The 24,026-nt window shown below is 51.8% G+C and carries 28 protein-coding genes, 1 pseudogene and 1 riboswitch; of the genes and pseudogenes, 4 read left to right on the top strand and 25 right to left on the bottom strand.

Annotation, left to right across the window (positions count from 1 at the left end; translation table 11 throughout):
* Positions 1-69: 69 nt before the first annotated feature.
* From POR16_RS20705 to POR16_RS20675, 8 genes are all read right to left on the bottom strand, one after another.
* Complete coding sequence (locus POR16_RS20705) at positions 70-405, bottom strand: hypothetical protein (protein WP_005895441.1); 336 nt, start codon at positions 403-405, stop codon at positions 70-72.
* A 476-nt stretch (positions 406-881) separates the two neighbouring features.
* Positions 882-1,037: a hypothetical protein gene (locus POR16_RS26355; RefSeq protein WP_005895444.1), complete on the bottom strand. Its 156-nt coding sequence runs from the start codon at positions 1,035-1,037 to the stop codon at positions 882-884.
* A gap of 70 nt (positions 1,038-1,107) precedes the next feature.
* Positions 1,108-1,680, bottom strand: coding sequence for an STY4534 family ICE replication protein (locus POR16_RS20695; protein ID WP_005895446.1), 573 nt, complete (start codon positions 1,678-1,680; stop codon positions 1,108-1,110).
* Positions 1,681-1,776: 96 nt separating this feature from the next.
* On the bottom strand, positions 1,777-2,007 hold the full coding sequence (locus POR16_RS26185; RefSeq protein ID WP_003425076.1) for a hypothetical protein: 231 nt from the start codon (positions 2,005-2,007) through the stop codon (positions 1,777-1,779).
* Positions 2,008-2,311: 304 nt separating this feature from the next.
* Entirely contained in the window at positions 2,312-2,554 is a 243-nt protein-coding gene (locus POR16_RS20685) for a hypothetical protein (RefSeq protein ID WP_003317521.1), read from the bottom strand.
* A 307-nt stretch (positions 2,555-2,861) separates the two neighbouring features.
* Positions 2,862-3,410 carry a hypothetical protein gene (locus tag POR16_RS20680; RefSeq protein ID WP_005895450.1) on the bottom strand — a complete coding sequence of 183 codons (549 nt, stop codon included), beginning with the start codon at positions 3,408-3,410 and terminating at the stop codon, positions 2,862-2,864.
* Between the two features lie 347 nt (positions 3,411-3,757).
* Positions 3,758-4,024: a hypothetical protein gene (locus tag POR16_RS26900; protein ID WP_005895452.1), complete on the bottom strand. Its 267-nt coding sequence runs from the start codon at positions 4,022-4,024 to the stop codon at positions 3,758-3,760.
* Between the two features lie 819 nt (positions 4,025-4,843).
* Positions 4,844-6,865, bottom strand: a complete 2,022-nt coding sequence (locus tag POR16_RS20675; RefSeq protein WP_110767613.1) for a DNA topoisomerase III — start codon at positions 6,863-6,865, stop codon at positions 4,844-4,846.
* A gap of 350 nt (positions 6,866-7,215) precedes the next feature.
* On the opposite strand from POR16_RS20675, the gene POR16_RS20670 reads away from it, so the two are divergent.
* The gene (locus POR16_RS20670) at positions 7,216-9,360 is read left to right on the top strand and encodes a hypothetical protein (RefSeq protein ID WP_147460273.1); all 2,145 of its coding nucleotides are present in this window, start codon (positions 7,216-7,218) and stop codon (positions 9,358-9,360) included.
* Positions 9,361-9,675: 315 nt separating this feature from the next.
* Here POR16_RS20670 and POR16_RS20665 read toward each other — a convergent pair whose 3' ends face one another.
* Genes POR16_RS20665 through POR16_RS20655 form a run of 3 tightly spaced genes read right to left on the bottom strand, consistent with a single transcriptional unit; the run spans position 9,676 to position 11,015 of the window.
* Complete coding sequence (locus POR16_RS20665; protein WP_005895462.1) at positions 9,676-9,966, bottom strand: hypothetical protein; 291 nt, start codon at positions 9,964-9,966, stop codon at positions 9,676-9,678.
* Positions 9,963-10,496, bottom strand: a complete 534-nt coding sequence (locus tag POR16_RS20660; protein WP_074845371.1) for a DUF2778 domain-containing protein — start codon at positions 10,494-10,496, stop codon at positions 9,963-9,965. The genes POR16_RS20665 and POR16_RS20660 overlap by 4 nt, the downstream gene beginning before the upstream one ends.
* Positions 10,497-10,514: 18 nt before the next feature.
* Complete coding sequence (locus tag POR16_RS20655) at positions 10,515-11,015, bottom strand: Hcp family type VI secretion system effector (RefSeq protein WP_042932893.1); 501 nt, start codon at positions 11,013-11,015, stop codon at positions 10,515-10,517.
* A 217-nt stretch (positions 11,016-11,232) separates the two neighbouring features.
* Between POR16_RS20655 and POR16_RS20650 the strand changes: the two genes are divergently transcribed.
* Positions 11,233-12,195, top strand: a complete 963-nt coding sequence (locus POR16_RS20650; protein WP_029571625.1) for a tyrosine-type recombinase/integrase — start codon at positions 11,233-11,235, stop codon at positions 12,193-12,195.
* Between the two features lie 28 nt (positions 12,196-12,223).
* Here POR16_RS20650 and POR16_RS20645 read toward each other — a convergent pair whose 3' ends face one another.
* The 4 genes from POR16_RS20645 to POR16_RS20630 form a co-directional block, all read right to left on the bottom strand.
* Positions 12,224-12,430: a hypothetical protein gene (locus POR16_RS20645; RefSeq protein ID WP_074996485.1), complete on the bottom strand. Its 207-nt coding sequence runs from the start codon at positions 12,428-12,430 to the stop codon at positions 12,224-12,226.
* Between the two features lie 480 nt (positions 12,431-12,910).
* Positions 12,911-13,291 carry a COG4315 family predicted lipoprotein gene (locus POR16_RS20640; RefSeq protein ID WP_005895472.1) on the bottom strand — a complete coding sequence of 127 codons (381 nt, stop codon included), beginning with the start codon at positions 13,289-13,291 and terminating at the stop codon, positions 12,911-12,913.
* Positions 13,292-13,618: 327 nt separating this feature from the next.
* Entirely contained in the window at positions 13,619-14,611 is a 993-nt protein-coding gene (locus tag POR16_RS20635) for a beta-propeller fold lactonase family protein (RefSeq protein ID WP_005895475.1), read from the bottom strand.
* A 157-nt stretch (positions 14,612-14,768) separates the two neighbouring features.
* The gene (locus POR16_RS20630; RefSeq protein ID WP_005895477.1) at positions 14,769-15,665 is read right to left on the bottom strand and encodes a LysR family transcriptional regulator; all 897 of its coding nucleotides are present in this window, start codon (positions 15,663-15,665) and stop codon (positions 14,769-14,771) included.
* Positions 15,666-15,781: 116 nt separating this feature from the next.
* Between POR16_RS20630 and POR16_RS20625 the strand changes: the two genes are divergently transcribed.
* A complete protein-coding gene (locus POR16_RS20625) occupies positions 15,782-16,951 on the top strand; it encodes a TDT family transporter (RefSeq protein WP_029571626.1) in 1,170 nt (389 codons plus the stop codon).
* Positions 16,952-16,959: 8 nt separating this feature from the next.
* On the opposite strand, the gene POR16_RS20620 is transcribed toward POR16_RS20625, so the two are convergent.
* From POR16_RS20620 to POR16_RS20575, 10 genes and pseudogenes are all read right to left on the bottom strand, one after another.
* Positions 16,960-17,562: a uracil-DNA glycosylase gene (locus tag POR16_RS20620; RefSeq protein ID WP_003317532.1), complete on the bottom strand. Its 603-nt coding sequence runs from the start codon at positions 17,560-17,562 to the stop codon at positions 16,960-16,962.
* Complete coding sequence (gene ppa / locus POR16_RS20615) at positions 17,562-18,107, bottom strand: inorganic diphosphatase (protein ID WP_003317533.1); 546 nt, start codon at positions 18,105-18,107, stop codon at positions 17,562-17,564. The genes POR16_RS20620 and ppa overlap by 1 nt, the downstream gene beginning before the upstream one ends.
* A gap of 115 nt (positions 18,108-18,222) precedes the next feature.
* Complete coding sequence (gene eno / locus POR16_RS20610) at positions 18,223-19,506, bottom strand: phosphopyruvate hydratase (RefSeq protein ID WP_005895484.1); 1,284 nt, start codon at positions 19,504-19,506, stop codon at positions 18,223-18,225.
* Positions 19,507-19,579: 73 nt separating this feature from the next.
* Entirely contained in the window at positions 19,580-19,921 is a 342-nt protein-coding gene (locus POR16_RS26180; RefSeq protein WP_003317535.1) for a hypothetical protein, read from the bottom strand.
* Positions 19,922-20,015: 94 nt separating this feature from the next.
* Complete coding sequence (locus POR16_RS20600; protein ID WP_005895487.1) at positions 20,016-20,282, bottom strand: hypothetical protein; 267 nt, start codon at positions 20,280-20,282, stop codon at positions 20,016-20,018.
* Between the two features lie 42 nt (positions 20,283-20,324).
* Positions 20,325-20,648 carry a DUF190 domain-containing protein gene (locus tag POR16_RS20595; protein WP_003425060.1) on the bottom strand — a complete coding sequence of 108 codons (324 nt, stop codon included), beginning with the start codon at positions 20,646-20,648 and terminating at the stop codon, positions 20,325-20,327.
* 80 nt (positions 20,649-20,728) lie between these two features.
* Entirely contained in the window at positions 20,729-21,094 is a 366-nt protein-coding gene (locus tag POR16_RS20590; RefSeq protein ID WP_005895490.1) for a hypothetical protein, read from the bottom strand.
* Positions 21,091-22,437, bottom strand: a complete 1,347-nt coding sequence (locus tag POR16_RS20585) for a voltage-gated chloride channel family protein (protein WP_005895492.1) — start codon at positions 22,435-22,437, stop codon at positions 21,091-21,093. The genes POR16_RS20590 and POR16_RS20585 overlap by 4 nt, the downstream gene beginning before the upstream one ends.
* 79 nt (positions 22,438-22,516) lie before the next feature.
* Positions 22,517-22,589: riboswitch (Fluoride riboswitch) on the bottom strand.
* A 95-nt stretch (positions 22,590-22,684) separates the two neighbouring features.
* Entirely contained in the window at positions 22,685-23,008 is a 324-nt protein-coding gene (locus tag POR16_RS20580) for a DUF190 domain-containing protein (protein WP_005895494.1), read from the bottom strand.
* Between the two features lie 10 nt (positions 23,009-23,018).
* A pseudogene (locus tag POR16_RS20575) lies at positions 23,019-23,298 on the bottom strand (fluoride efflux transporter CrcB); the annotation flags it as partial.
* Between the two features lie 240 nt (positions 23,299-23,538).
* On the opposite strand from POR16_RS20575, the gene POR16_RS20570 reads away from it, so the two are divergent.
* The gene (locus POR16_RS20570) at positions 23,539-24,024 is read left to right on the top strand and encodes a histidine kinase dimerization/phospho-acceptor domain-containing protein (RefSeq protein ID WP_020356656.1); all 486 of its coding nucleotides are present in this window, start codon (positions 23,539-23,541) and stop codon (positions 24,022-24,024) included.
* Positions 24,025-24,026: the final 2 nt, after the last annotated feature.

Below are 24,026 nucleotides of genomic sequence, written 5' to 3'. Positions count from 1 at the left end.
ACTAATATGGGAGCCCGAAAAAAAGCCCGAATATTCGGGCTTGTTCGTGGTTGCAGGTTGCTAACTGGGTCAGCAAAGATAGAGCGGCTTTTCATCCCTCAGCGAAATACACAGGTACGAATTACCGTGTACTGCATCAATGCGATGGAGTTTTAGCTCCAGCCATTCACGCCCTGAGCGGTCACCGTTAGGTGGGAAACGATAGATACCGAAGTCTATCTGGGTTTCATCGGGTTGCAGGTGGAGTTCGCGATACGCTTCGAGTACGACGTCGCCTAGGCGAGTGCCGACTTCTGCAATATGTGATGGGGCTTCCAAGTGAACAGATTCATTCCATGCGGAAGGCGTCAGCACAACTGGCAATTTCAGCAAAGTGGATGGCAAGTGGTTTATGGCGGTGGACATAGTAGTTCTCCAGGTGCGGGTAACCACCTGGCCCGACCGGGTGGTGAATTACCCGGTCAGGTTGGTTTTCGTTCTTGAGAACGTTTGGTTAGAGTCTTTCTGTTACAGCGGATGGGCTATCAGGATATATATCTATCCCGCACCATTCCCGAAGAGTCCAGTAAGACCTGAGGAGTGCAGCATCTTCAATATACGAGCTGTGGTCCGGTGTGAAATTCTCAACGTGGTCCAATAGGGCCAAGTCTTCGAGCTTGTCCAGGACATCCTCCCAATACAAACTGGAAAAGCGATCCGGCGGCGTATCTTTGTTCAAAACCTGTTGATAGATACTATCTTGAGTGTGTGCTTTTGAGATCAGCAAAGCGAGCTCAAGTCGCAAGGTAAGTCTATTAGTATTACTGTCCATAGGAGCTCCAATATAAGGGCCCCGGTCCCTTAAGGGTGGGGGCCTTAAGGGTAAAGTAGAAGGTTTAGTGTCAAGAAGTGATCACCATACCTGCCATTGCAAGAAAAGTGGCGACCAGTCCTCCTGCGCCGATCTGTGTCAGTAGTTGAGCGGAGAGCTGTTGTCCAAATTCCAGAAAAAATATGCTTAGCACTGTAAGCACGAGTGTAGCGATAGCGAATTTCATGAAGTCGTTACCTGCTTTGTGGAGAAAAGAAAAGGCGCCTGCAGGGCGCCTTGAGGTTGTAAAAAATCTATCAAGCGGCTTGTTTCTCTCCACGTCCTGCGCGAGCTGGTTTTGCTCGTGTTGGCTTAGGGGGAGTAGCAGCTGGAGTAGCCACATCAGCTGGTTCGCTGGAGGCAGACGCCTCGGATTGAACGACTGGGGTAGCATCGGACTCTGAACTTTCAGAAGAGGCAGGTGCTTCTTCTTTCTGCGGAGCCTGATAGACGTATTCACCTTCAACTTTGATCCAGGCAAGGTACAAGAGACGGCCTTTGAGGCTGACACCTGCTTGGCCCTGCTTAGCACCACTGCTGTAAGTAAAAACATCAGCCCAGATATCGCCGATCCGGAAAGAGACAAGAACCTTCTTCTCGGCAGCAACAGCTTCCTGGCAACGGCGAATCAGCTTGTCAGCTTCAGCACCAACCACGTTGCAGTCGATGTAGGCGTACTCAGGTTTCTCAGATGTGCCTTTGAGGGCAGCTACTGTCACAGCCATGAAAGGAGCGCCCTTACGAGGCTTCACTTCACGAATGCGGTTGAGATAGCCAATGCCGACGGTGTGCAGGTCGAAGTATTTGGTTTCGTTGGTAGAATTGCTCATGATGTATCTCCAGTTTTGAGTGTTCAAAGCGGAGATACACTTCGCCCAGGGGGAAGGTATTCCCCGCATGGGTGGTAAAGCGAAATTTTACGACAATCAATGCATGAATCTGAACGCAGTAAGCATAACGCCTACAGCAGCAGTCAGCATGACGGCCATACGAATGGTGAGTTTCAGTTCGAGTCTAGACTCGAGAGTGTCGATGTCGGCTTTTGTCGCGAGTTGCGTTTGCATATCCGACTCCAGAGCATCGACGACTGCAGCGGCGCGGTCTTCCGGAACATCGATTGAAATCAATGCTTGGTACAGCGCAATACTGCTTTTCATGAAGGTCTCCTGCTTGGCACGAGACCAACCCTACGGGAAAGGTCCCGATGGGGTGAGAGAATCATTGTGCATCCATCAACCAGATAAACTGGTCAACCGTTCGCGCTTCCGAATGCTTTGCGAACTGGGGGTTGGATTAATGCGAAAAACGCATCGTAGTCATGAAATCCAGACTACCTCGGGCATGTTGCTGACAACGTCAGCGGTACATGGCTTTAGAATCCTTTAAGGGCGATTCGTTTGTCAACCCTCCAAATGAAAAAAGCCCCTCAATACATGAGGGGCTTGCCAAGGGTGGGGAGTATTAGGCAATGAGCTGGTCCAAAGGACCCATGACAGGGGCCTTGACTGGTGGTTCAGCATCCTGCTTTTGGGATGTTTCAAGCGCCTTCGATGCTCGAGATTTCCGGGGTTTCTTTACGGGTTTGGCTTGAATTTCTTGCATGTGGTGATCATACCAGCCAGCAAGATCGACGTGTTTGCATCGAGCCAATGCCGGCAGGCGGTATTGTTCCCACTGTTCGTTGGACATCACAGGTTCAGGCATTGTCCTGACTTGCTGTGGTGCGATTTGCACTGGTTTAGGATTAGGCTTATGAGTGACTGCACGGATGCATTCACGCAATGCTGTACCAACCATAACGCCAAAACGAAAGCTTGCTGTACTCATGATGTTTCTCCAGGGAAAATTGCGGAGAACACCGCCCGAGAGGGGAGTGATTCCCCGCTGGGTGAGTGACGCGTTTAATGTGCATCCATCGGCGTTTGAAACACCGATCGTTCGCGCCTCCGGAAGCTTTGCGAACTTTAGGTTGGATCAATGCGTAGAACGCATCGTAGTCGTGAGATCCAGACTACCTTCGACGAATAGTTGATAACTCCAACGCCTTAATCCACAAAGCTTTGAGGAAGTTACAGATAGGTTTGCTTGCGTATAACATTTCTTGTTGACGCCATTGTTCATTCATAAGCTCCCATTCCTCATCACTCATCGCGAGGGCTGGATCACTTATTTCAAAGACTTCAGCATCAGTAATGTCACAATCTTCAGGTCCATAGTGCTCATAAACCTCTGGCCCAGTGAACTCAAAACAACCGCATGGGCAGGTGTCTTCAGTAAGGCCGTGACTGCAGATTCCATGGCTTCGATTAATTTCCCTTGCCGCCTTGATTTCTGACGGGGAAAGATAATCATAGTCCAAGCGTGCATAGGTAAACGCATCTGCTGCTTCAAGCGCCAGTTCGTCATCGCCGAAAGTCTCAATCATCTGAGAGCAGAAATGCTCAAAGACCATCGTTTCGTATGTCGGAAATTGACGGCATGCCTCGCCATAAAGCATATCAACGCGTTTCGTGATTTCAGCATTCTGAGATGCTGAGTGCATAGCCGTGTGATTCGACATGGTCAGTCTCCGTTCAAATAGTAGAAAACGGAGAAACTTGTCCCTAAGGGAAAGTATTCCCCGAGGGCAGGTGAGTTGTGTGACATGACTCAGCCAAGCCGAGTGCAGCGTTGCGGGCGATGTGAAATATGCATCCATCGGTAACCAATACCGATCGTTCGCGCCTCCGGAAGCTTTGCGAACTTTGGGCGGGATCAATGCGTGGGACGCATCGTAGTCGTGAGATCCTGACTACCCGGGCATGTTGCTGACAACGTCAGCGGTACATGTCTTGAGAATGTGAATTCTTTGAAGGCTTGTCAAGCACGAGCTGTCGGGTTTGGCCACGACCCCGTGAGATGCTTGTGTCAGAGCTCTCTACGACAGTATCTTCCTTCTGCGTGACTTGGTTCGCAGGCAGCAACCACGGCATTTGTCGCATCAATCACGGACTGCAGTCGACGTGTGATCATCGGGATCTCATCATGCTCCAAGGCTCCCCCTACTCTCAGAATCGCAGCGAGTTCTAAGGCTGCCTGAGCCGCTTGGTTCTCAACTGTTTCTGGTCTTACTGGAGACTGCTTAGACGCAAGTTTAGTGATCATCCAGTCAAGCACTCCCTTCAGCACACTCATGTTAATTCCTAATATTGATGAACGCAAAATACAGCGTTCCTTACTGACCCAGCCCCGCAAAAACGAGGCGTAATTAGAGCTTGTTTTATTCACGCGAAAGAACAACCTGTCGGATGAATTTCACGCGAACAGACGCTTTATCTGGCTGGAGAAAGAATGTTGTTCTAACGCTGACTCAATGGGAATCGTGCTGAGAGCTATCTCATTGAAGACGCTAGCTCTCAGCCGATGTGTACTTTGCAACAACTTGTAAAGTTTGCCACCTGTGAGCGCTAGCTCAGCGAGGATCCCTGGGCATTGATCGCACGCATTGCTACATCGACATCACCCGGCCCGTTGTCGTGGCTTGGGCCAGTTATCAAAAGGCACGCATTCGCGCACAAAGGGAACCCGTTTTTTCACCGGTGGGCGCCGGCAGCGAAAAGTGGCTACCTCGGAAGGTAACCTGGTCATCCAGCGTTGCGAGATGACCAGGTTACCTGCCGAGAGAGTCGGAAGCGTTTTTAAAAAAAAGTGGACCGCAACACCAGTGCGGCCCTGAGACGACTATGCATCGAACCTTCTGTGAACTCTGTGTGCCTATGAACCCGCTTTCACGAGTTAGACGGCTGCGTGTCTGCTACTGAACAGGGAGACACAGGGAGAATTCACAACAAGATCTGTACGCCCCTCCCGATGCTTTGCGTACTTTGGGGGAGGAGAATGAAGGCAAGGCCTACTTCTCCAGGGTGTCACTGATGACCGTCAGTGACCAGCGGGGTGGAACTGGTAGTAGCCCCATTGTGGCACATCATTTGTAACCCCGCTATCACCAGCCTCTCAGCTGCTCTTGACATTAGCGGCTCGGGGCTTGGCTGACTTGCCAGGTGATTTTTTCTTCCCTGTACCAATGTTCACCGTACCTTTGCATTCGGGGTAGCGGGAACACGCCCAGAAAACGCCTGAGGATCCTTTACGCTGCGAGGTTTTCGCACTGCACAAAGGGCACTTGGGACCTTCGGGCACTTTGATCGACAAGGTGGTGCCTTTGTATTGTTCGACGAGCCTGGTGATCCAGCTCGATTGTCTGGCGATAAAATCATCGAGCGTCAGCGTGCCTTGCTCGATCATCGTAAGCGCTTGCTCCCATATCGCAGTTGTGCCGGGATCGGCCACAGCAGGAGGGACCGCATCAATTAGCGAGAATGCTGCTTCAGTTGCTCGCAGCGCGCTACCTTTCTTGATGAGTGACCCTCGGTCTATCAAGCCCTGAATCGTGCCTGCGCGAGTTGCTTCAGTACCAATCCCGGTGGTTTCCTTGAGCTTTTGAGCCAGTCGTGGATCCTTCACCAGCTTGGCAATGGTTTTCATCGCTTTGATCAATGTACCTTCGGTGTAAGCCTTGGGCGGCTCGGTTTTCAGCGATTTGAGATGCAGGTCCTGAACGTCACACCGAGTGCCAATTTGCAGCACTGGCAGGATCTGAGAGCGGCCGCCACTGTCATCAGCCTCTTCTTCGGACGATGCAGAAAAAAGAACCTTCCAGCCTGGGACCACGATTCGCTTGCCCACTGCTTGCAGTAGAACTGCATTGCATTCGAAGGTGGCCACGGTCCGGTCGTACTCATGGGTAGGCAGGAACTGCGCAAGGAAGTGGGCGCGGATCAATTCATATACCTTGCGTTCCTTCTCAGACATTGCTGAAAGGTTTGCAGGTTCAAGCGTGGGGATTATCCCGTGGTGGGGACCAGTGATTTTTTTGTCATTCCATGCCCGGGAACGTTGCTCCGGGTCGATCAGTTGCAGCGTCTTGCCGATGGATGGATCAGTTCGGTTCAGAGCATCGAGGACCATCGGCACTTCATCAAACATGCTTTCTGGCAGGTACCCGCAATCGGTCCTTGGGTAGGTCGTCGCCTTGTGAGTTTCGTAAAGTGACTGTGCTACATTCAGCGTCTCTTGCACACCCATCCCAAACTTTGCAGAGCACACCTCCTGCAGGGTGCTCAGATCGAACGGGAGCGGAGCTGGATCCTTGCCACGCTTTGTATCAACAGAAACAGTTGAGGCAGCCTGGCTACTTTTCAGCGCGGCCAGTGCGGCAGCTGCAGCAGCTTGATCAAGGCAACGGCCTTCCTCATCTACCACGTACTCATCGGCGACCCATTTCGCCAAGAACGATTGTCCTGCCGTCCAGAGCTGAACCTCGACACTCCAGAACGGTTTGGGTATGAAGTTCGAGATCTCCCGGTCGCGGTCGACCACCAGGCGAAGGGTCGGTGTTTGAACACGGCCGACTGAGAGCACACCGGTATACCCGGCCTGTCGGCCGAGCAAGGTGAATAGCCGCGAAAAGTTCATGCCGATCAGCCAGTCCGCCCGGGAGCGAGCGAGCGCGGAGAGATACAGCGGGTAGGTCTCAGAGCCCTGTTTGACGCTGCTGAGTGCCTGGCGGATGGATGCTTCGTTGAGCGCAGATAGCCAAAGCCGTTGAATCGGTCCCCGGTACCCACAATACTCGATCAGCTCGCGCGCGATCATCTCACCTTCGCGGTCGGCATCAGTAGCGATCACAAGCTCAGTGGCCTCCTTGAGCAGCTGCTTGACGACCTTAAACTGACCGGCTGTTTTCGGCTTTACGATCACCTTCCATTGCGCAGGCAGGATTGGGAGTGTATCCAAACTCCAGTTTTTCAGGTGCTCGCCGTAGGCATCCGGAGGAGCGGTTTCCAGCAAGTGCCCAATTCCCCAGGTCACGGCCACGCCGTTGCCTTTGATGCAGCCATCACCTCGTGTTTTGGCTCCGAGCACGGCGGCGATGTCTTTACCCTGGCTGGGCTTCTCGCACAGATACAAACGCATAAGGACTCCGATGAGATCTTGTAGCTCAAAGGAGAGACATTGCCTGCATGAGAAACAATGCGCCTTATGAAACCGTACATTAGTCCCGGAAGGGTTGCTAACGGTCGCAGCTGCGGCATTGACTGGTGAATCAAGCGAACGGCAGATGTCAGAGTCAAAAATCCCAAGGCATCGATCGAGCATTACCTACAGCCCTGCCAGCAGTACCCGGCACATTTCTGGTGGCATAAGTAATCGGAAGACAATCTCGCATTGGTGGTTCGTGCAGCGAGAGGGATAAGTGCCTGTTTTTCAATGGTTTATCTGAAATGCCACCCAAGGCTCTGTATGAAATATAGATGCGCTCGGCGATGCTGCGTGAAACACAGGTTCGCAATGCTCATTTACAACACATAGAGTTCGCTTCCTCGGCTGTTTTGCCATACCTGACCTTCTCCTGGGGGCTTTTCGTAAAGGGCCTAGGCAATTGGATCCAGATGCAATATCATTATGCAATCACTAAATTGCTATCTGCCACCGACATAAACGTTTCGGAGCTGGATATGTTAAGGATAAGAAACAGCCACATGGAAGACCACCGCCTCTTAGCATCTGTAGCGCTTTTTCGATCACTTTATGACAATCAAAGAGACTCCTATGATGTTTTGGCAGATTTCATCAGAGCAGCAATTAATATAACAAGCCTCTGGGGTTTTACAGTCGACGAGTGCTCAAAAGCCTTGAAAGATACTTTCGGATTCAAGATCCCGACTGCCGTACTTAAATCTTGTTTAAAGCGCAGGCTAAAAGATGAAGTAGTACTTTCACACGGTAAATACGGGATCACATCGAACTTTGAGAAAACAGAAAAGTTGGATGACGAAATTCGTCTCGCACAAGAAGAACAAGATCGCATTATATTAGAGCTGATCGACTTTGTGTCCGACTCTAAGGAAAAGCCATTAACCTTTGAGAACGAAAACAAGCTTCGCGATGATTTTCGTCAATTCTTCCTAGGTGGTACCAAACCTGGGATCTATCATGTGGATATTGGAAAGTTTATATTAAGCAAGTCACGTGACTTGTCATTTACGAGAAAGCTTAATCATCTCGAGGAAGGTGTTATCCTCTACCAGGGAATTGAATACTCGCCGGATATAGGAGCTATAAACTCATGGCGATCCGATTACTCCATTTACCTAGACACCGAGATCCTATTTTGGGCAAATGGCTATGATGGAGTGCTTTTTGAGTCTCTTTTCAAAGAGTTCATAGAGCTAGTAAAAGAAATTAATTTGAAGGCTTCCAATGGGGCCAAGATTCACATCAAATACTTCCCTGAAACCAAGCAAGAAGTCGATTCAATTTTTAGCGCAGCGGAACATCTGTTTAAGGAAAGGCGCTTTGCGGACCCAAGCCGAACAGCGATGCAGCACTTACTATTGGGCTGTAAGTCAAGATCTGATATTATAGCTAAAAAAGGAATGTTTTATTCGCTACTTGACAGGCATAACATCGTTCAGGAAGCCGATCTGGACTACTACAGCCACCCACAGTTTAACTGCGAAAGTCGTGAGACCCTTGAAGTCTTAACTAATGAATTTTCTGAAGTGGCAAGCGACAAAATCGCAAACGCTCTTAAGATATTTACCAAGATTAATTACCTTAGAGGTGGGGTTAGCAATAAAGGCCTTGAGCAATCCAAAGCGATTCTTGTTAGTGGGAAAAACCTTTATCGTAATTTGGCATGGCATTCTCAGGTTATGACAATTGAAAATGGGATTCCATTTTCTACTGATCTGGATTATCTCACTGAGCGATTTTGGTTTAAGCTGGGCAAAGGGTTTGGCGGGAATACTAAATCGTTGGTGTCTTTTGATGTGGTTGCACGAGCGCAAATAATTCTTTCAACTCAAGTGTCGACTAAAGTATCTGGCGAATTTAAGGAGCTAATAAAGCGAGTTGAAGCAGGCCAAATGCAGACTAACGATGCGAACTTCATTATCGCAGACCTTAAAAGCAAAACGACTAAACCAGAAGATTTGAGCGCCGACAGCATCGAGCAACTCTCTGAGTTTTTAGATGTGGACTCCATCGAAGCAGGTATTAGAACGAGGCAACTGCTCGAAGCCAAGGCTGCGGAAGTTCCGGGACACCTTACAAATCTTGAAAAAACCAAAGCGGAACTTCGGGTAGTCAAAAAAAACGTGTTTGAAAGAGATTTGTCAGTATGGCTAAATGGCTTGGGTGTGCTGAAGAACAAAGCGCGCAAGCGCTATAGAGCAATGGCTGGAATCTTGGCCGCCATTCCAATTATTTTGCTGTGCGGCATTGCGATAATTCTGAGCGATAAAGACTCTCTTTTATCTCAAGTAGGATTTGTGCTGACGGCCGCAGCTTTTATTTGGCCGTTTGTGTCTACAAAACTGGCACACAAATCAATAATGCGAAAAGTCAGTAAGTGGTACAAACGAGATCTCAGCGAATATGAACCGAGGCCTAAGCTTCAGATCTAGGCCTGTACGGAGCATCGGTTCGGGTAGGATTGCCAGCCATGATTGGCTGGAGGCTCGGATGGCAAAGCCTTACGGACTCTTCCACGCAATATGGGAATTCATCAAGGATCTGGTTTCTCCAAAGCAGAAAATCTGATGCCCACATAGTGATGATCGGCTTCTACTCCACGAAACTCTGTGCTCGGTCACTGCTTGACGTGATCTGCGCGGAACGCTTTGGGCACTGGTCGACTGTTTATCTGGCACTCGCTACGACCAGTTGGCCAGAGCTTCGCGGCCATGGTCAAAAACCCTAATGAGCAGTCACAAAATCTACTATTTATTCTTCATTTTTGAATAGTATTTAGTCACCAGTTCCCCGAGCAACCATGCTGAAACAGCCACAAGAAGTAGAGAAAATCCTAGGACCAAGCTCACTACTAGCGTTTCTGCATCTTCACTGCCATTTATACTGAAAAAGTTACTAAGCTCTGTATATATTGCATCCCCGAGAAATGTATCTAATCCCGCTCGTACCAACCCGCTGCCAACTAAGTAACGTGCTAAAAAAACTGCAGTTATGACAATCGCGACAAATTTCATAATGGCTTTTACAATACGTATCACTTGGTTTTCCTCGGGTCGATAACGTCTAAAATCCCAAAGTATTTTTGTCCGGAACCTGGGATTCTATCTCCATCCATATTGTGTAGATAAATACTTAGTTGCTCAAAGCCGAGTTTTGATGTCATTGTTACACAGCCCTCGCTCAACCCTAATGGGCCCACAGGATGAAGCCTGAAGTTTTCTCTTTTAACGTTATCAATTACAGTACGGTCATCAATTTCACCATCGTCTCGGTACAGCGAGAACCAATCGCTTCGATCGGTTCTTGCAATCATGTCAGTTACTGGATCTCTCAACCAGCCAAATCTGCCCCCACTTTCCCTATCCAGAATATAGTAACGACCGGGCGGGAGCGGACCGAGTTTAGCGTTGCTTACCTCGGCAGGATCATTGGCATAACCGGTTATTCCCGAAAAGGCCTCATAGCTCTCATTATTACTGCACTTAAGCAGGCTCATAGGCTGGCCTGTCAATTCAAAAGTACAGTGCGCTACTTTATTGGTATCAATTGACTGGGTGTCCATAGGCATACATCTCCTTGTGTGATATCAGGCATATACTTTGTTGGAAATACCATCCCAACCGCCTACGACCTGACCGCCACCTTGCCCATCTGCTCGTTTTTGTTGTGTATAGGTCATTTTTATACGGCCATAATTCAGACGTACCGTTTCAGTGGGAAAGCCGCCCTCTACATCTCCGTTGCCATTAAGTGATACGGACGAAATAATGACCTCTTCAAGTACGATTTCCAGGTATTTGAGTTTGTCTGTTCCTGCACGGTTGACCGCGAGTGTGACCTCTTTGAAATGCTTTCCACTGCAGCAGGCTTCGTGCAGCTTTGGGGTGGCTTTGTCCACGGTTTTGCGGAAGAAGAGGTCACTCATACGAGCACGACCACTCGTTGCCCCGCCTGCACTGGTTGCCGTTACCGAGGCGGACTGACTTGCTCCTAGGTCGAAATTTTCCATTTCGATCCAGTCCTTAAATTGAGCGTCAAGAGCTTCACCTGGAATTCCGTCGATTTTCAAATACGCATCAAATGCCATGTCGATAATCATCCCTGCTGATTGATTTACAGCATAGTGAGTCGCTTGCTTTGTGGGGTCAACCGGGCTGCCCCACAAATCAACGAAAGGGGTGATAAAATAGGTTATCACCAATTATTGCCGTTTATCCGATCTGCGTACGCCGATAGCTTAGCGCGTTGCTTTGGTGACTGGGATGACCATCAGTGATCGTAGCTGTGCCAACAGAGAGATAGATATGCATGAACTGACGAAAACCGCCCAGAACGATCAGCGCAGGCTGACGTCAGTCGAATTTCAGACACTGGCCCGGGTGCCGGCCGCAGTCGAGTGGTTTGCCAACCTCGACAACCCTCGCACACGACGCGCCTACCAAAATGACTTAGAAGACTTCTGCGGATTTGTCGGTTTGGCTTCGGCCGATGAGTTTCGTGTGGTGACCCGATCGCACGTTCTGGCCTGGCGTGCCCAGCTAGAACATCGCGGCTTAGCGGGAGCGACGATCCGGCGCAAATTGGCCGCGCTGGCCAGCCTTTTTGATCATCTCCTGGAAAGCAATGCAATCGCCGGCGGCAATCCCGTGCACGGAGTAAAACGGCCGAAGATTGAAAGCAACGAAGGCAAGACTCCGGCATTGGGCGATCACCAGGCCAAAGCGCTGCTCGAAGCCCCGGATGAAACGACGCTCAAAGGGCAACGCGACCGAGCGCTATTGGCTGTTCTTCTTTATCACGGGCTACGCCGCGAAGAAGCGGCGCTGCTGCAGGTGAGCGACATTCAGGAGCGCCGCGGTATTCAGCATCTGAAGGTTCACGGCAAGGGCGGCAAGGTGCGATACCTCCCGTTGCACCCGATCGCAGCCGGGCGTATTCATCAGTACCTGGAAAACTCAGAGCATCATCTGGCCGAACGGAAGGTGCCACTGTTCATGCCGCTGCGAGGTAAATTGACCGGCGCCGGTATCACGGCAAACGGCATCTATGCCGTCGTCACGGCCTACGCGAAAAAGGCCGGGATTGAGGTCGACGGCCTTGGGGTTCATGGACTCCGAGCAACGGCAGCCACCAACGCCTTGGAGCATGAAGCCGATATCGCCAAGGTCCAGGCCTGGCTGGGTCATGCCAACATCAGCACGACCAAGATCTACGATCGGCGGGAGAACCGGCCGGAGGATTCACCCACCTATAAAGTGAAGTATTAATTGAAGTGATCGAGGCCTAAGCGGCAGCTCACCCACGCGCACTGCCGAGGATGTGGTGCAACGCTGCCCATGGATGATGACCTTCCACATCGCTGGCTGGACAGGTGTCGGCATGTAGAAAGGGGCTTTCGCTGTCTTCCAGCGCTTGGCTTTCCATGCAGCCAGTGCATACAGCACGTCCGGCAACGATCGACCATCGACCGTTCCATTCCTCAACACCTCGTTCAGTCTCCACTGTTTCGACTCCTCAGCGTACGTTTGTTAGATGCTGAAGGTAGCGCTGTGCGGGCCGGTTTGATACGCCCAAAACCATACCCTTGTTTTGAGTTGTAAGCCATGCGCACCAACCAATAAAGCGACGCCTGTTGGTCGGCTTATTAACGGCAGCTTTCGGCCATAAGCAGACCTTCGCCCGCATATTTACGATGCCCTACCGTTCTAATTGGCGTTGCCTCAGAATATCGGTCCACTGGCGGCTGGATGGAACCACCATGCGCATCGTCACAGACTCCCGGCCAAACGAAATCCTCAGGCTGGCGTTACAGGAATACGTCCAAGGTGTACCGTACCTCGGCCCCATTTTTCGTTGAAATGATCCATCAAAGATTTATGAGGCGCGGCGGCTGTATGTTGGCGAAAATATCAGGTGTGTATTCTTCTGGTTTGCGCCACTGACAAAGCCAGTGGCGTAAGCCAGCCTATTAATTATTTGACGTTACGGCTTGGCAACGTGCCAGACTTGGTTGACGCCGTCACCGGTTGTATCCCCTGGCTTGGTATCTTTGACCCAGCTGTAAAGTGGCATGCCTTTGTATGCCCATTGTTTTGTGCCATCGTCTCGAGTGACGACAGAGTAATCATGCCCCGCTTTCGCGTCTGCGGATACCGGTAAAGGTGGCCAGTTTGAAGCGCATGGCCCATTGCAGACCGACTTGCCCGAGGTGTCCTTACCGAAGGTATAAAGAGTCATTCCTTTCGCGTCTACGAGTACTTTTCCCTTGTCCGTTTCAGCAAGCTTGACTGGCGCATCGGCGAGCGCCAAACCCGACATGCAGCTGGCGGCAACAGCGACGGTGAGAATCATCTTTTTGAACATATGTATTTCCTTTGGTCATTTTTAATTTTTAGAAGACCCACCTGCTTTTGAAACGGCAAGCGATCAGATAGTAGACGAGCCACAAACAGGTTAATTCGATTCCGTAGAAAAAACGTCCCGATATCATTTTTTGCTGGAATGCTGGGCTCCCCCCCCCCGGACCCTGTGCCTTCCTCAATTGAGCAAAGCGACGCTCACGGTCAAGCATCACTAGCTCATCTCAATGAGCGACGGCGATCCATCATCCAGGACTCATCATTTTCACTCATTATTATTCACTTGGTCGTGGAGTATCAGCAGGCCCCCATGAAGGCCTGCGCTGTTCAATCAGTCGGCCTTGAGCGTCGACACCACCTTGTTGCTGGCGAGATCGACTGTGGAGATACTCAAGTCCTCATTGAGGACATACGCCTTCGACTTGTCTTTGGTGAAGACAATGGCTTGGCGGGGTGCCTTCAAACCGGTCACAGTGGTGGTCACTTTCAGCGTTTTGGTGTCGATCACTGAAAGGCTGTTGTCACCGAGGTTACCCGAGTAGACGTGCAGCCCGTCTGGAGTGAGGGCTGCGCCGTAGGGGTCTTTGCCAACCATGACGGTGGTTGTGATGGCGCGTTTTTGAGTGTCGACAACTGCGATGCTGTTACTGCCGCTGTTAGCCGCGTACAGCGTATTGCCGTCCGCCGATATGGAGATGGCGCGCAACTTGTTGAAGCCAGTGATCTCACCTTCAATCGTATTGGTCTTGCTGTCGACCAAGGTAATTTTGTCCCCAAGAAAGTTGGTGACATAGACGGTTTTGCCGTCAGGGCTTACTCGGATGCCCTGGCGCGGTTGGGAGAAGCCAAGTACCACAGCTACTGGCCGCTGGTGATCAAGGTCAATGACCGACAGCGTGCTGGCCGCTTCATTATTGACGTAGAGCAGGCTTCCGTCCTTGCTGAGTGTGGTACCAAAAGCACCTGCGCCCAACGGAATATCTGCGATCACTTTTAAAGTCTTGGTGTCAATCTTGCGCACGACCCCCAAACTGCTGTCGGAGAGGTAGAACACATCGCCAGTTGGCGAAAACACAATATTTCGCGGCGTGACGTAGCCGGTGAGAACCTGGCGAACCTTACCGGTTTTCAAATCATAAACCACTACATCTGGACGCTGACTGTAAGAGACCACCGCCGTCGTTTCATCAGGGCTGACGGCCAGCGAGTTGTTGTGAATATCGCCGTCAAACGTCCAGCGATCTTGCGCGGCCCACGCGCTCATCGATGCGGCCAACGCAACACCCAACGTCAGGGCTGTGACGGTTTTCTTTATCACATTCATCAGAGTTTCCTCATAGGGTAAGCAAGGCACCCAGTCGCGCCTTGGCATATACAACTCGTTCATCGCTGCAGGGCAATGAGTTGACTTTATGCGTCGTTGATAAATTCCGGAAACAACTTGTTTTGGTAGCTCTTACCTGTTTTATAAATAGGTCTAGCTATTCCTGGCTCACGAATTGACTGCAGTTTTCCCAGAATCGCTCAAGCCCAGGCGAGATGTATTTGTCCCGGTGGCGGATCAGAAAAAAACGTCGGATCAGTGCAGGCAACGCGTGCGGCAGTTCAACCAGAACTTCAGAGGCCAGTAGATCCCGAACGACCCAGCGGGACAGGCAACTGATGCCGATGCCTTGTGCGAGGGTATGCTTGATGGCCTCTGAACTGCCGATCTGGCGCGTTTCGGCGAGATCGTGCAAATGACGCAGCAGCAATTGTTCGACTTCTTCACGGGTACCAGAACCTGGCTCGCGCAGTAGCCATTCAGCGGTACGAAGATCATCAAGTGTGACCTGCTGCTTTAGTGCCAAGGGGTGCCGTTGGCCTGCGACAATAAGCAACTCATCAATAAGCCAAGGCTCGGCACTGAGTTCGGGCAGGTGGCAAGGCCCCTCGATCAGGCCCATATCAATCTCGAAATCAGCGACTCTTCTTGCGATAGCCATGCTGTTGGCCATGTCGACATCGACCCTCAAATGTGGTGTTGATTGACGTAGCTCACCGAGAATCAATGGCAGAACATAATTGCCTATCGTGGTACTGCATCCTACCCGCAAGCGTGTCTTCAGCCCGGCATGGCCGGGTAAGAAACTGGCCTCTATCTGTTGTGCATTCTCAAGCATCCTTCTGGCTTGAGGCAGTAAGGCATGGCCGTTATCGTTCAGCACTAAACGCTTGCCTACACGGTCGAACAGCCTGGTATCCAAGGCGCTTTCCAACTCGTTCAGTGCGGCGCTGGTTGCAGATTGGGACAGTGACACCGAAATGGCGGCGCTGGTGGTGCTACCGTGCTGCGCGACGGCGCAGAAAATTTGTAGCTGGCGTAGGCTTAGCTTCAAGTAATCTACCTTCTTAATAGGTAATGTAAACCTATACTATCCGTTTTACCGCTATGCCCATCAAGCTATACTTCAACCATGTCATATTGTAGGCACACTTAAGCGGGAGCGCGAAAATGAGTGAGACACGACTCGCAGCTATAATGGGCGGCAGCCATCCACTGGCGGCTTTGTCCAATCCACGAGAAGCGATCCGGCAGTTCACACCCAACTGGTTCGCCGCCACGATGGGCACCGGGATTCTGGCGCTGGCTCTGGGCCAACTGCCCTTTGTTGCGCAGTGGCCCAAAGCGTTAGGGGAAGCCTTGTGGTTTTTTAATATCGTGCTGTTTTGCCTGTTTACGCTGATGTACGCGAGCCGTTGGGTATTGTTCTTCGATGAGGCCAAACAGATCTTCGGCCACTCCACTGTATCGATGTTTTTTGGAACTATCCCCATGGGATTGGCGACCATCATCAACGGTTTTCTCCTTTATGGTTTGCCACGCTGGGGGGGTGGGGTAGTCGCTTTAGCCGAAGTGTTGTGGTGGATCGATGTCACCATGGCATTGGCCTGCGGGGTGCTGATCCCGTATATGATGTTTACTCGCCAGCAGCACAGCATTGATCAGATGACAGCGGTATGGCTGCTGCCAGTAGTTGCGGCTGAGGTGGCTGCCGCCAGTGGCGGTCTATTGGCTCCTCACCTCGCTGATGCGAGCGCACAGTTCACCATGCTCATCACCAGCTACGTGCTGTGGGCCTACTCGGTGCCCGTCGCCTTGAGCATACTGGTGATCCTGTTACTGCGCATGGCGCTGCACAAACTACCTCATGAAAGCATGGCAGCATCAAGCTGGCTGTCTTTAGGGCCGATCGGTACCGGGGCTTTGGGGATGTTGCTGCTGGGCAACGATGCTCCAGCAATCTTTGCTGCTCATGGAATGGCAAGCATCGGCGGCGTAGCCGAGGGCATTGGCTTGATCGGTGGTGTGCTGTTCTGGGGGCTGGGATTGTGGTGGATGGTATTGGCGCTGCTAATTACCGGGCGCTACTTCAGGGAGGGCATTCCCTTCAACCTCGGCTGGTGGGGCTTCACCTTTCCGCTGGGAGTGTACGCCGTAACAACCCTCAAATTGGGCTCTATGCTGCACCTCACGTTCTTTAGCTTCTTTGGCGTGGTGCTGGTGTTGATGCTGACTGTCATGTGGATGATCGTCGCGGCTAAAACCCTGGCTGGTGCCTATCGCGGCAACTTGTTCGTCTCGCCGTGTATCCGCTCGCTGAGCAAGGCGAGCAAAACCTGAGCCTTTGGCTACTTGATCGACTGTTTGGCGTGACGCAGTGTGGACAAAATGCGCTGCCTAACATTCGGGTGAGTGCAAACAGAAAGGGGACTTGGGTGTGGCATTTCCAGCAATGAAAAATTAGGAAAGGCGAGCCGAACACGCGGTATGGCTTTTTGGGCAACACGTCCGGCAAACACGATAGTGACGAGATCAGGGAAAAGCGTCAGTAGCGTGATCAGCATCTCGATACCTTCCTCAATTTGCGCTCTGCGGAGCGGACCCTTGGGCTTATCGAGATCTGGTAACCAAGGGTACAAATTCCAAAGGACGGTTTTGTGACGTGCCAGTCCAACCTGCTCAATGAAACCTTTCAGGTTGCGTTGTGCAGGCCCCGGATTGTCTCTTGAGACATACCGTGGAAGACTGACCGTTCGAGCGGGCGATTCCAACAAGATCAATACCCTTGCGAAGACGCCGCCATCCAGTGGATCGAAATACGGTAATGTTCTTTCGCCCGTGGACTGGGCCATTACCCAGCGCGTCAATTCAGCAGTTTTCGGCAGCAGCAAAAAGTCTTCTCTTACCTTCAGAGAAATTTCCTGCTCTGCGCTCTTCTGATTGAGTAACACTACTTGGAAGCCTCCTTCTTCAGGTTATAGGCCGCTACCGATTTACGAATATCTTCCCGCGCTTCGTCTGCGCTCCCCCAGCGGCCCATTTTCACCCACTTACCCGGCTCTAACGCTTTGTAGTTTTCGAAGAAGTGCTGAATCTGTGCGAGGAGTAACGCAGGGAGGTCAGAGCATTCCTTTACATTGCTGTACATAGAGCTGAGTTTTTCATGAGGCACTGCGATTACCTTGGCATCCGCACCAGCTTCGTCCGTCATGTACATCACACCTACTGGGCGACTGCGGATGACAACGCCAGGTGATACCGGGTAAGGGCAAATCACGAGGACGTCCAAAGGATCGCCGTCATCGCTCAAGGTATTTGGAATGAACCCGTAGTTAGCCGGGTAGAACATCGGCGTGCTGAGGAAGCGATCAACGAAGATCTGTCCACTTGGCTTGTCCACCTCGTACTTGATCGGCGAGTGGTTTGCAGGAATCTCGATAACGGTGAAGAAGTCATCGGGGATCGCGTTACCAGCTGGAATATCCGTGTAGCTCATGCTCATATCTCCAAGCGTCTAGGAAAGGCCAATGCCACTGACGTTTTTGCCAACAGCTATACGTGGTTCGTTTTTTTACGGTAACCAGTCCAACAGGTTTACCGGCGATAGGCCGTCAGCGCACGAATGCATCATGTCCTGCATAAAACGCACGGCTGCCAAGATGCTCTTCTATTCGCAGAAACTGATTGTATTTCTCGACCCGCTCCCCCCGGCATGGAGCTCCTGTCTTGAGATGGCCAGTCCCCATCGCGACAGTCAGATCAGCGATGGAGCTGTCCACCGTCTCCCCGCTACGATGAGAAACCATCGCCCCCCAATTTGCCCCATAGGCCATTACGATGGCGGCCTTGGTCTCAGTCAGGGTTCCGATTTGATTGGGTTTGATCAGTACGGCATTGGCGACGTTTTCTGTGATGCCTCGCTGGATCCGTTCGACGTTGGTGACAAACAGGTCATCTCCAACCAACTCGATCCGGTCACCCAGCGCAGTATTCAATAGCTTCCAGCCCGCCCAATCGTCTTCCGCGAGGCCATCTTCCAGTACCGCAATCGGGTACTTGTTGACCCAAGAGGAATAGAGGCTAATCAGCTCCTGGGCATCGACCTTACGACCTTCCGAACGCAGATGGTAAAGACCGTTTTCATAGAAACCGCTGGATGCTGGATCGATAGCGATCTCGATCTGAGATCCAGGGGCGTAACCGGCTCTTTCAATTGCCTTGATGATCAGCTCAATGGCATCTGAGTTTTTCTTGAGCGTCGGAGCAAAGCCGCCTTCATCTCCGACCGCAGTTGAGTAGCCGGCGTCCTTAAGCACTACTTTCAGCTCGTGGTACACCTCAGCGCCCCAACGAAAGGCTTCCTTGAAACTGCCAGCCCCTGTAGGTGCAATCATGAATTCCTGAAAGTCAGGGCCTTGCCAGTTGGCGTGAACACCGCCATTGAGAATATTGAACATCGGGACGGGCATTCTTGCTGCTTGCTCGCCGCCCAGATATTGGAACAAGGGCAAGTTCAGCGCAGAAGCCGCCGCTCTGGCAACGGCGAGGCTCACGCCCAAGATCGCGTTTCCTCCAAGCCTGGATTTATCAGAGGTTCCATCCAGCTTAATCATCAAATGATCAATTTGTTCCTGGTCAATCGCATTCATGCCCCTCAGAGACTCAAGTATTTCGGTATTCACATTGCTAACGGCCTTTAACACTCCCTTGCCGGAGTACCGCTGTGTATCTTTGTCACGCAACTCAACTGCTTCGTGAGCGCCTGTAGAGGCACCGGACGGTACTGAAGCCCGGCCCATGGCGCCGCACTCCAAGGTGACGTCGACTTCAACGGTAGGGTTACCGCGTGAATCGAGAATTTCACGTGCATGAATGGCCTGGATTTGCGTTTTCATTGATCTTCTCCAAGTAACGATTCGGGAACGTCATTAACCATTTGAATCTGTTGAGAGGCCTCTATGTCGGACGTCAGCTCTCCATGAGTATCCTGAACAGCTGCACTGCCGACACCGCAATTGCGGGAACCAAGAAGCCTCCAATAATTAGTTCAGGAATCTCTCCCACCAAGGGCATGAACTGCCCTCTTTTTGCCATCTGGAAAAGCTCCATCATTTGGTTTGAAGCAACCATTACAGAGCAGCAATACGCCGTCTGGGCTTGTAGCCTGACGCGCCTTTGATTTAGCAGATGAAAGGTCAGCAAGGACACTCCAACGCTTACGATGAAAAGCGCGGCGAACTCATAGACGGATCCTGTGAAAAACCTGCCCATCACAAGCCCGAATACGATGCTCAGCGTCACTGCGCTCATGTGGTCTCCCAATTCTCTAAAATGATTTTGATGAGCCGACGTCGGTGAGCTCCATTTCGCGATCTCATCTTTGGATTGCCAACCGCCATCGCGCTCACTGTTGCTGTGCTCTCAGCTCGTAGCCCGGTACGCAGGTCTGGGCTACGTCGGCCTTGCAGGACTTCTCACTGGGCATACGCAGCGTGACCAATGCGCCTTCGAGCGAGGTGACGATGTACCACCCCTCGCTCGAGACCTTTTGACTACCTGCGATGCCGGCCAGAAAAAGTGACCAGAAAACCAGTCCTACGAGGAGCTGCCTGTTGTCATGAGCCCAGTTAGCGGGGGCTGGCTGTGGGCGTAGGTTATAAACTCGGTACATGGCGTTTATCCTTTTTATTGGTTGTCCAACAAGGTGCGTTTTTTAGTTTTTCGCCTGGCCCACTCGACCGTATTCGATGGGCAATTTGATATAGCTCAGTGAAAACGACTCCTTGGCCAATGCCTCCAGCAACCTGTCGCACCCAATTTCATCAGTGGATATAGTCACCGTGACGGGATGGTCGGCACCGCCGAGGAAATGCGCCGTATGCAAATGCCCCAAATGATCTAGCCCCTCTGTACCGCTCACCAACGTCGCACCCAACGCGCCCTCTCGCTTGGCGAACTCGACCAACCACTCTCCCAGTGGAAGGTGCTGGTAGTTGGTACTCTGTTCGGTGAAAAAAGTCAGTTGAAAGCCGTTCATAGCTACATCCTCTAATGTCGCGAGTGACCGACGCTTCGGTCGGCCTTACCTCTTCATTTCCGAGCTTTTTTCAAACTGAATTACGACGCGTCAGTGAGCGGTAACTCACATAAGAAAAGAACTGCTCGCACTTTGCGTAACTCGTCAGCGTGGTCGCGCAGGTATGCGCGCAGCTTGTCCTCTGTATCTAGCAATTCCAGACACTGGGGATGACGCATATCGCCAAGCTCCGGGTGATGATGGGAGATGCGATGGCCTGGCAAATAACCTGCAGAAATCGTCTTGAGCATGACCTGCTCAATTTTTGCTTTTTGAGCAACTTTAAGGAGGTGCTGGGCTAGTGCAGGTGCGCTTAGGTGGTGCCAGAAGCTGGTCACGCGAGCCCGGCTAGCGCCAGGAAAATAGAGTTGCAAAGCTGTCAGGCGATCTTGGTGATGTTCAATCATTTCTCTTCCCCCGCAAGAGTCACTTTCCGCTCGCTGGCGGATTCACTTTGAGCATGAAATTGCTTGATATCAGAGAGCCGGATTTCCTCCGGAAGAGGACGGTGATGCTTGCTGTGGCCGACGCGCTGGGCGTGATAGATCCCGGTGTGTCCGGATACGAGGTAACTTGCGATACAGGCAATGGCTGCAAGCGGAGCAATCTCGGGCCCGAAGAGCTCCATGGCCATAACGATGGTTGCCAGTGGCGTATTAGCTGCACCGGCAAAGACGGCGACAAAGCCGATACCAGCCAGCATGCCGAAGGGAAGGTGCAAGAGGGGAGCCAGCGCATTCCCCAAGGTGGCGCCGATGTAAAACAGCGGTGTCACTTCACCGCCTTTGAATCCAGTGCCCAAGGAGACAACGGTGAACACCATCTTTCCAAGCCAATCCCAAGGGGCCATTGGCATTTGAAAGGATTGGACGATGCTCGGAATGCCTAGCCCGATGTACTTATCAACGTCGATGTAATGGTTACTACCGAGCGCCCACACTACGACTGCGATCAGCAGGCCGCCGGCGAAGGGTCTTAATGGTGAATAGGTGATAAGCCGCTTAACGAAGGCTCCGAGCTTGTGGGTCGCGGTCGCGAATAGCAGGCCGGTAAGGCCAAAGACAATCCCAGCTGCCACCACAGCCATGACGCTCCACAGCTGCACCGGAACCACTTCGCCAATGACGTAATGCGTGTGAACCACGCCCCAGGCTTGCCCCACCTGGTCAGCAACGATTGCCGCAACCACGCAAGGGAAAAGCGCGTCGTAACGCATACGTCCAATGGCCAATACTTCAAGTCCGAATAAAGCCCCGGCAAGAGGGGTGCCGAAGACGGACGCAAAGCCAGCACTGATACCGGCCATGAGAATCACCCGACGGTCTTCGCGGCGCAGACGGAAGACATGCGTCAGTTGATCGGCAAGGGCACCGCCCATTTGCACCGCCGTCCCCTCACGTCCCACAGATGCACCAAAAAGGTGGGAAACCACGGTTCCAATCAGCACCATCGGCACCATGCGCAAAGGCACGATCTTCTTAGGATCATGGATCTCATCGATGATCAGGTTGTTTCCGGCATCAACGGGTTTGCCTATCAAGTGATATGCAAGTCCCACAGCAAAGCCAGCCACCGGCAGGAGCCAGATCACCAAAGGATGGGTTTCTCGCCACTGGGTGGCATGATCCAAGGAAAGGAGGAATAACGCAGAAGCAGAGCCTGCCAAAAGAGCTACAAGACCTGCAAGCGCAAGCCATTTCGCTATATAGGGCAGTAAGTCGAGTTGTTCAGGTCGTCGAAATTTAGACATTTGGCCAGCCACAAAAAAGTAAGTGTGCCTGACCAAAAAGGGAATCTGAGCGCGAACGCCTACAGACCTGATTGATCAGGTTTCTGTAGGCATCATCAGCTGCTACGGGCGCAGCGGTTGGTTAATGGAGGAATGCCATCTCCAATGCGCCGATCTTAGCTAGGTCTGTCCAAAATGTAAAATCGTGTTTCGGAGTACGAGGCAAGCGAAGGCGTCTTCGAGTCACCGCTTATGAAAGAGGGCCAAACTAGGTGACCTCTGTTCCGACGAAGCCCAGCTCAACTGGGGTTTTTATGTAAAACAACGAGATATCTTCAAGCTCCAATCGCTTGAATAACTGTTCAGATTCGTCCTCGGTAATGGCCATACGAATTTCGGTAGGCTGATCCGCTAGTTCAAAAAAATGCGAGGAATGCAGCCGGCCGGTATGCCCAAAGCCTTCGATACCTGTGGACAGGGTCGCACCCCGCAGTCCCATTTCTTTCGCCAAATCAACGACCCAGTCGCCGAGCATCTTTCCCTGATAGCGACGATTCTGTTGAGTAAAGAAAGTCACCAGAAAACCTTTCATATTCCTCTCCTCAGCGCGTGCTGATTATTTGATAGGACAAGCCCGGCAGCCGTCATTACCACCGAGCCCACGACGTGTAGTGAAACTGAGCCTAGCGCCCGGAGCAGCCTACCTTCCTGAATCAGGGCAATTGTTTCTACGCAAAACGTAGAAAAGGTAGTTCGCCCTCCACAAAATCCCATGATGATCAGCAGGCACCACTCAGGACTCATTGTGGGGGAAGCGGCCAAAAATGCGATAGCCAGGCCGATGATGTAGCCACCAACCATGTTCGCCACCACAGTGCCTGGGTGATGGCGCTGCCCAAGGCGTATGTATCGAAATTAGCGAGTCTATGCAGAAGACATAAGCTCGCTAATTTCGATATATATCTCCCTCATAAACCATACGACGTCAATCTCCGGGCGCCCCCACAAAAACCAGCTAAAGAACCCAATGCGCCATAATCGGTTCTTAAAGCTGCCGCTCCAGGCCCTGAGGACGTTCCTCGCTGATGGAGCGCAGAAGCCTTCAGAAGCTAATCGCAATTGGTGGTCCCTCCCGCGCAGACCTTGTGTGATCAGGTTCGCCAACTGCGTCGATCATGGGTTTATGGCGAGGGGTTTTACGAACTCACGCAATCTGACTACCCAGTCTGTGCACCGAGCGATATTCCATCCGCTCAAAGCCACATATCAATCCCCATTATCACAGCTGACAGGCAGTTCTTCGGTACGTTATGCGCACTGGATACAGCCTCGGTCGTACTGAACGAGCAGAATGTCGTCAATACGCTTGAGCTGTCTGCTCAACTGATTGCTTCAAATTTGGACCTTCATGATCGCCTTCAGCGCAGTGAATCGCAGTTGGGCGAGTCCGTCGAACTTGGGCGGCTGCGTGAGCAGTTCGTCGCGGTACTCAGCCATGACCTTCGCACCCCGCTAAGTGCCGTCAGACTGAGCGCAGACGCCTTGCACGGTGATGTCTCCGAGAACCGTCCCGAGTATTGGCTGACGCCATCCGAACGAGCGCTGTAAGC

The organism is Pseudomonas coronafaciens pv. oryzae str. 1_6, from assembly GCF_000156995.2.
GTDB classification, from domain to species: domain Bacteria; phylum Pseudomonadota; class Gammaproteobacteria; order Pseudomonadales; family Pseudomonadaceae; genus Aquipseudomonas; species Aquipseudomonas tremae.
Note: the sequence above shows the minus strand (reverse complement) of the source record. Positions and strands in the feature narration are given on the sequence as shown.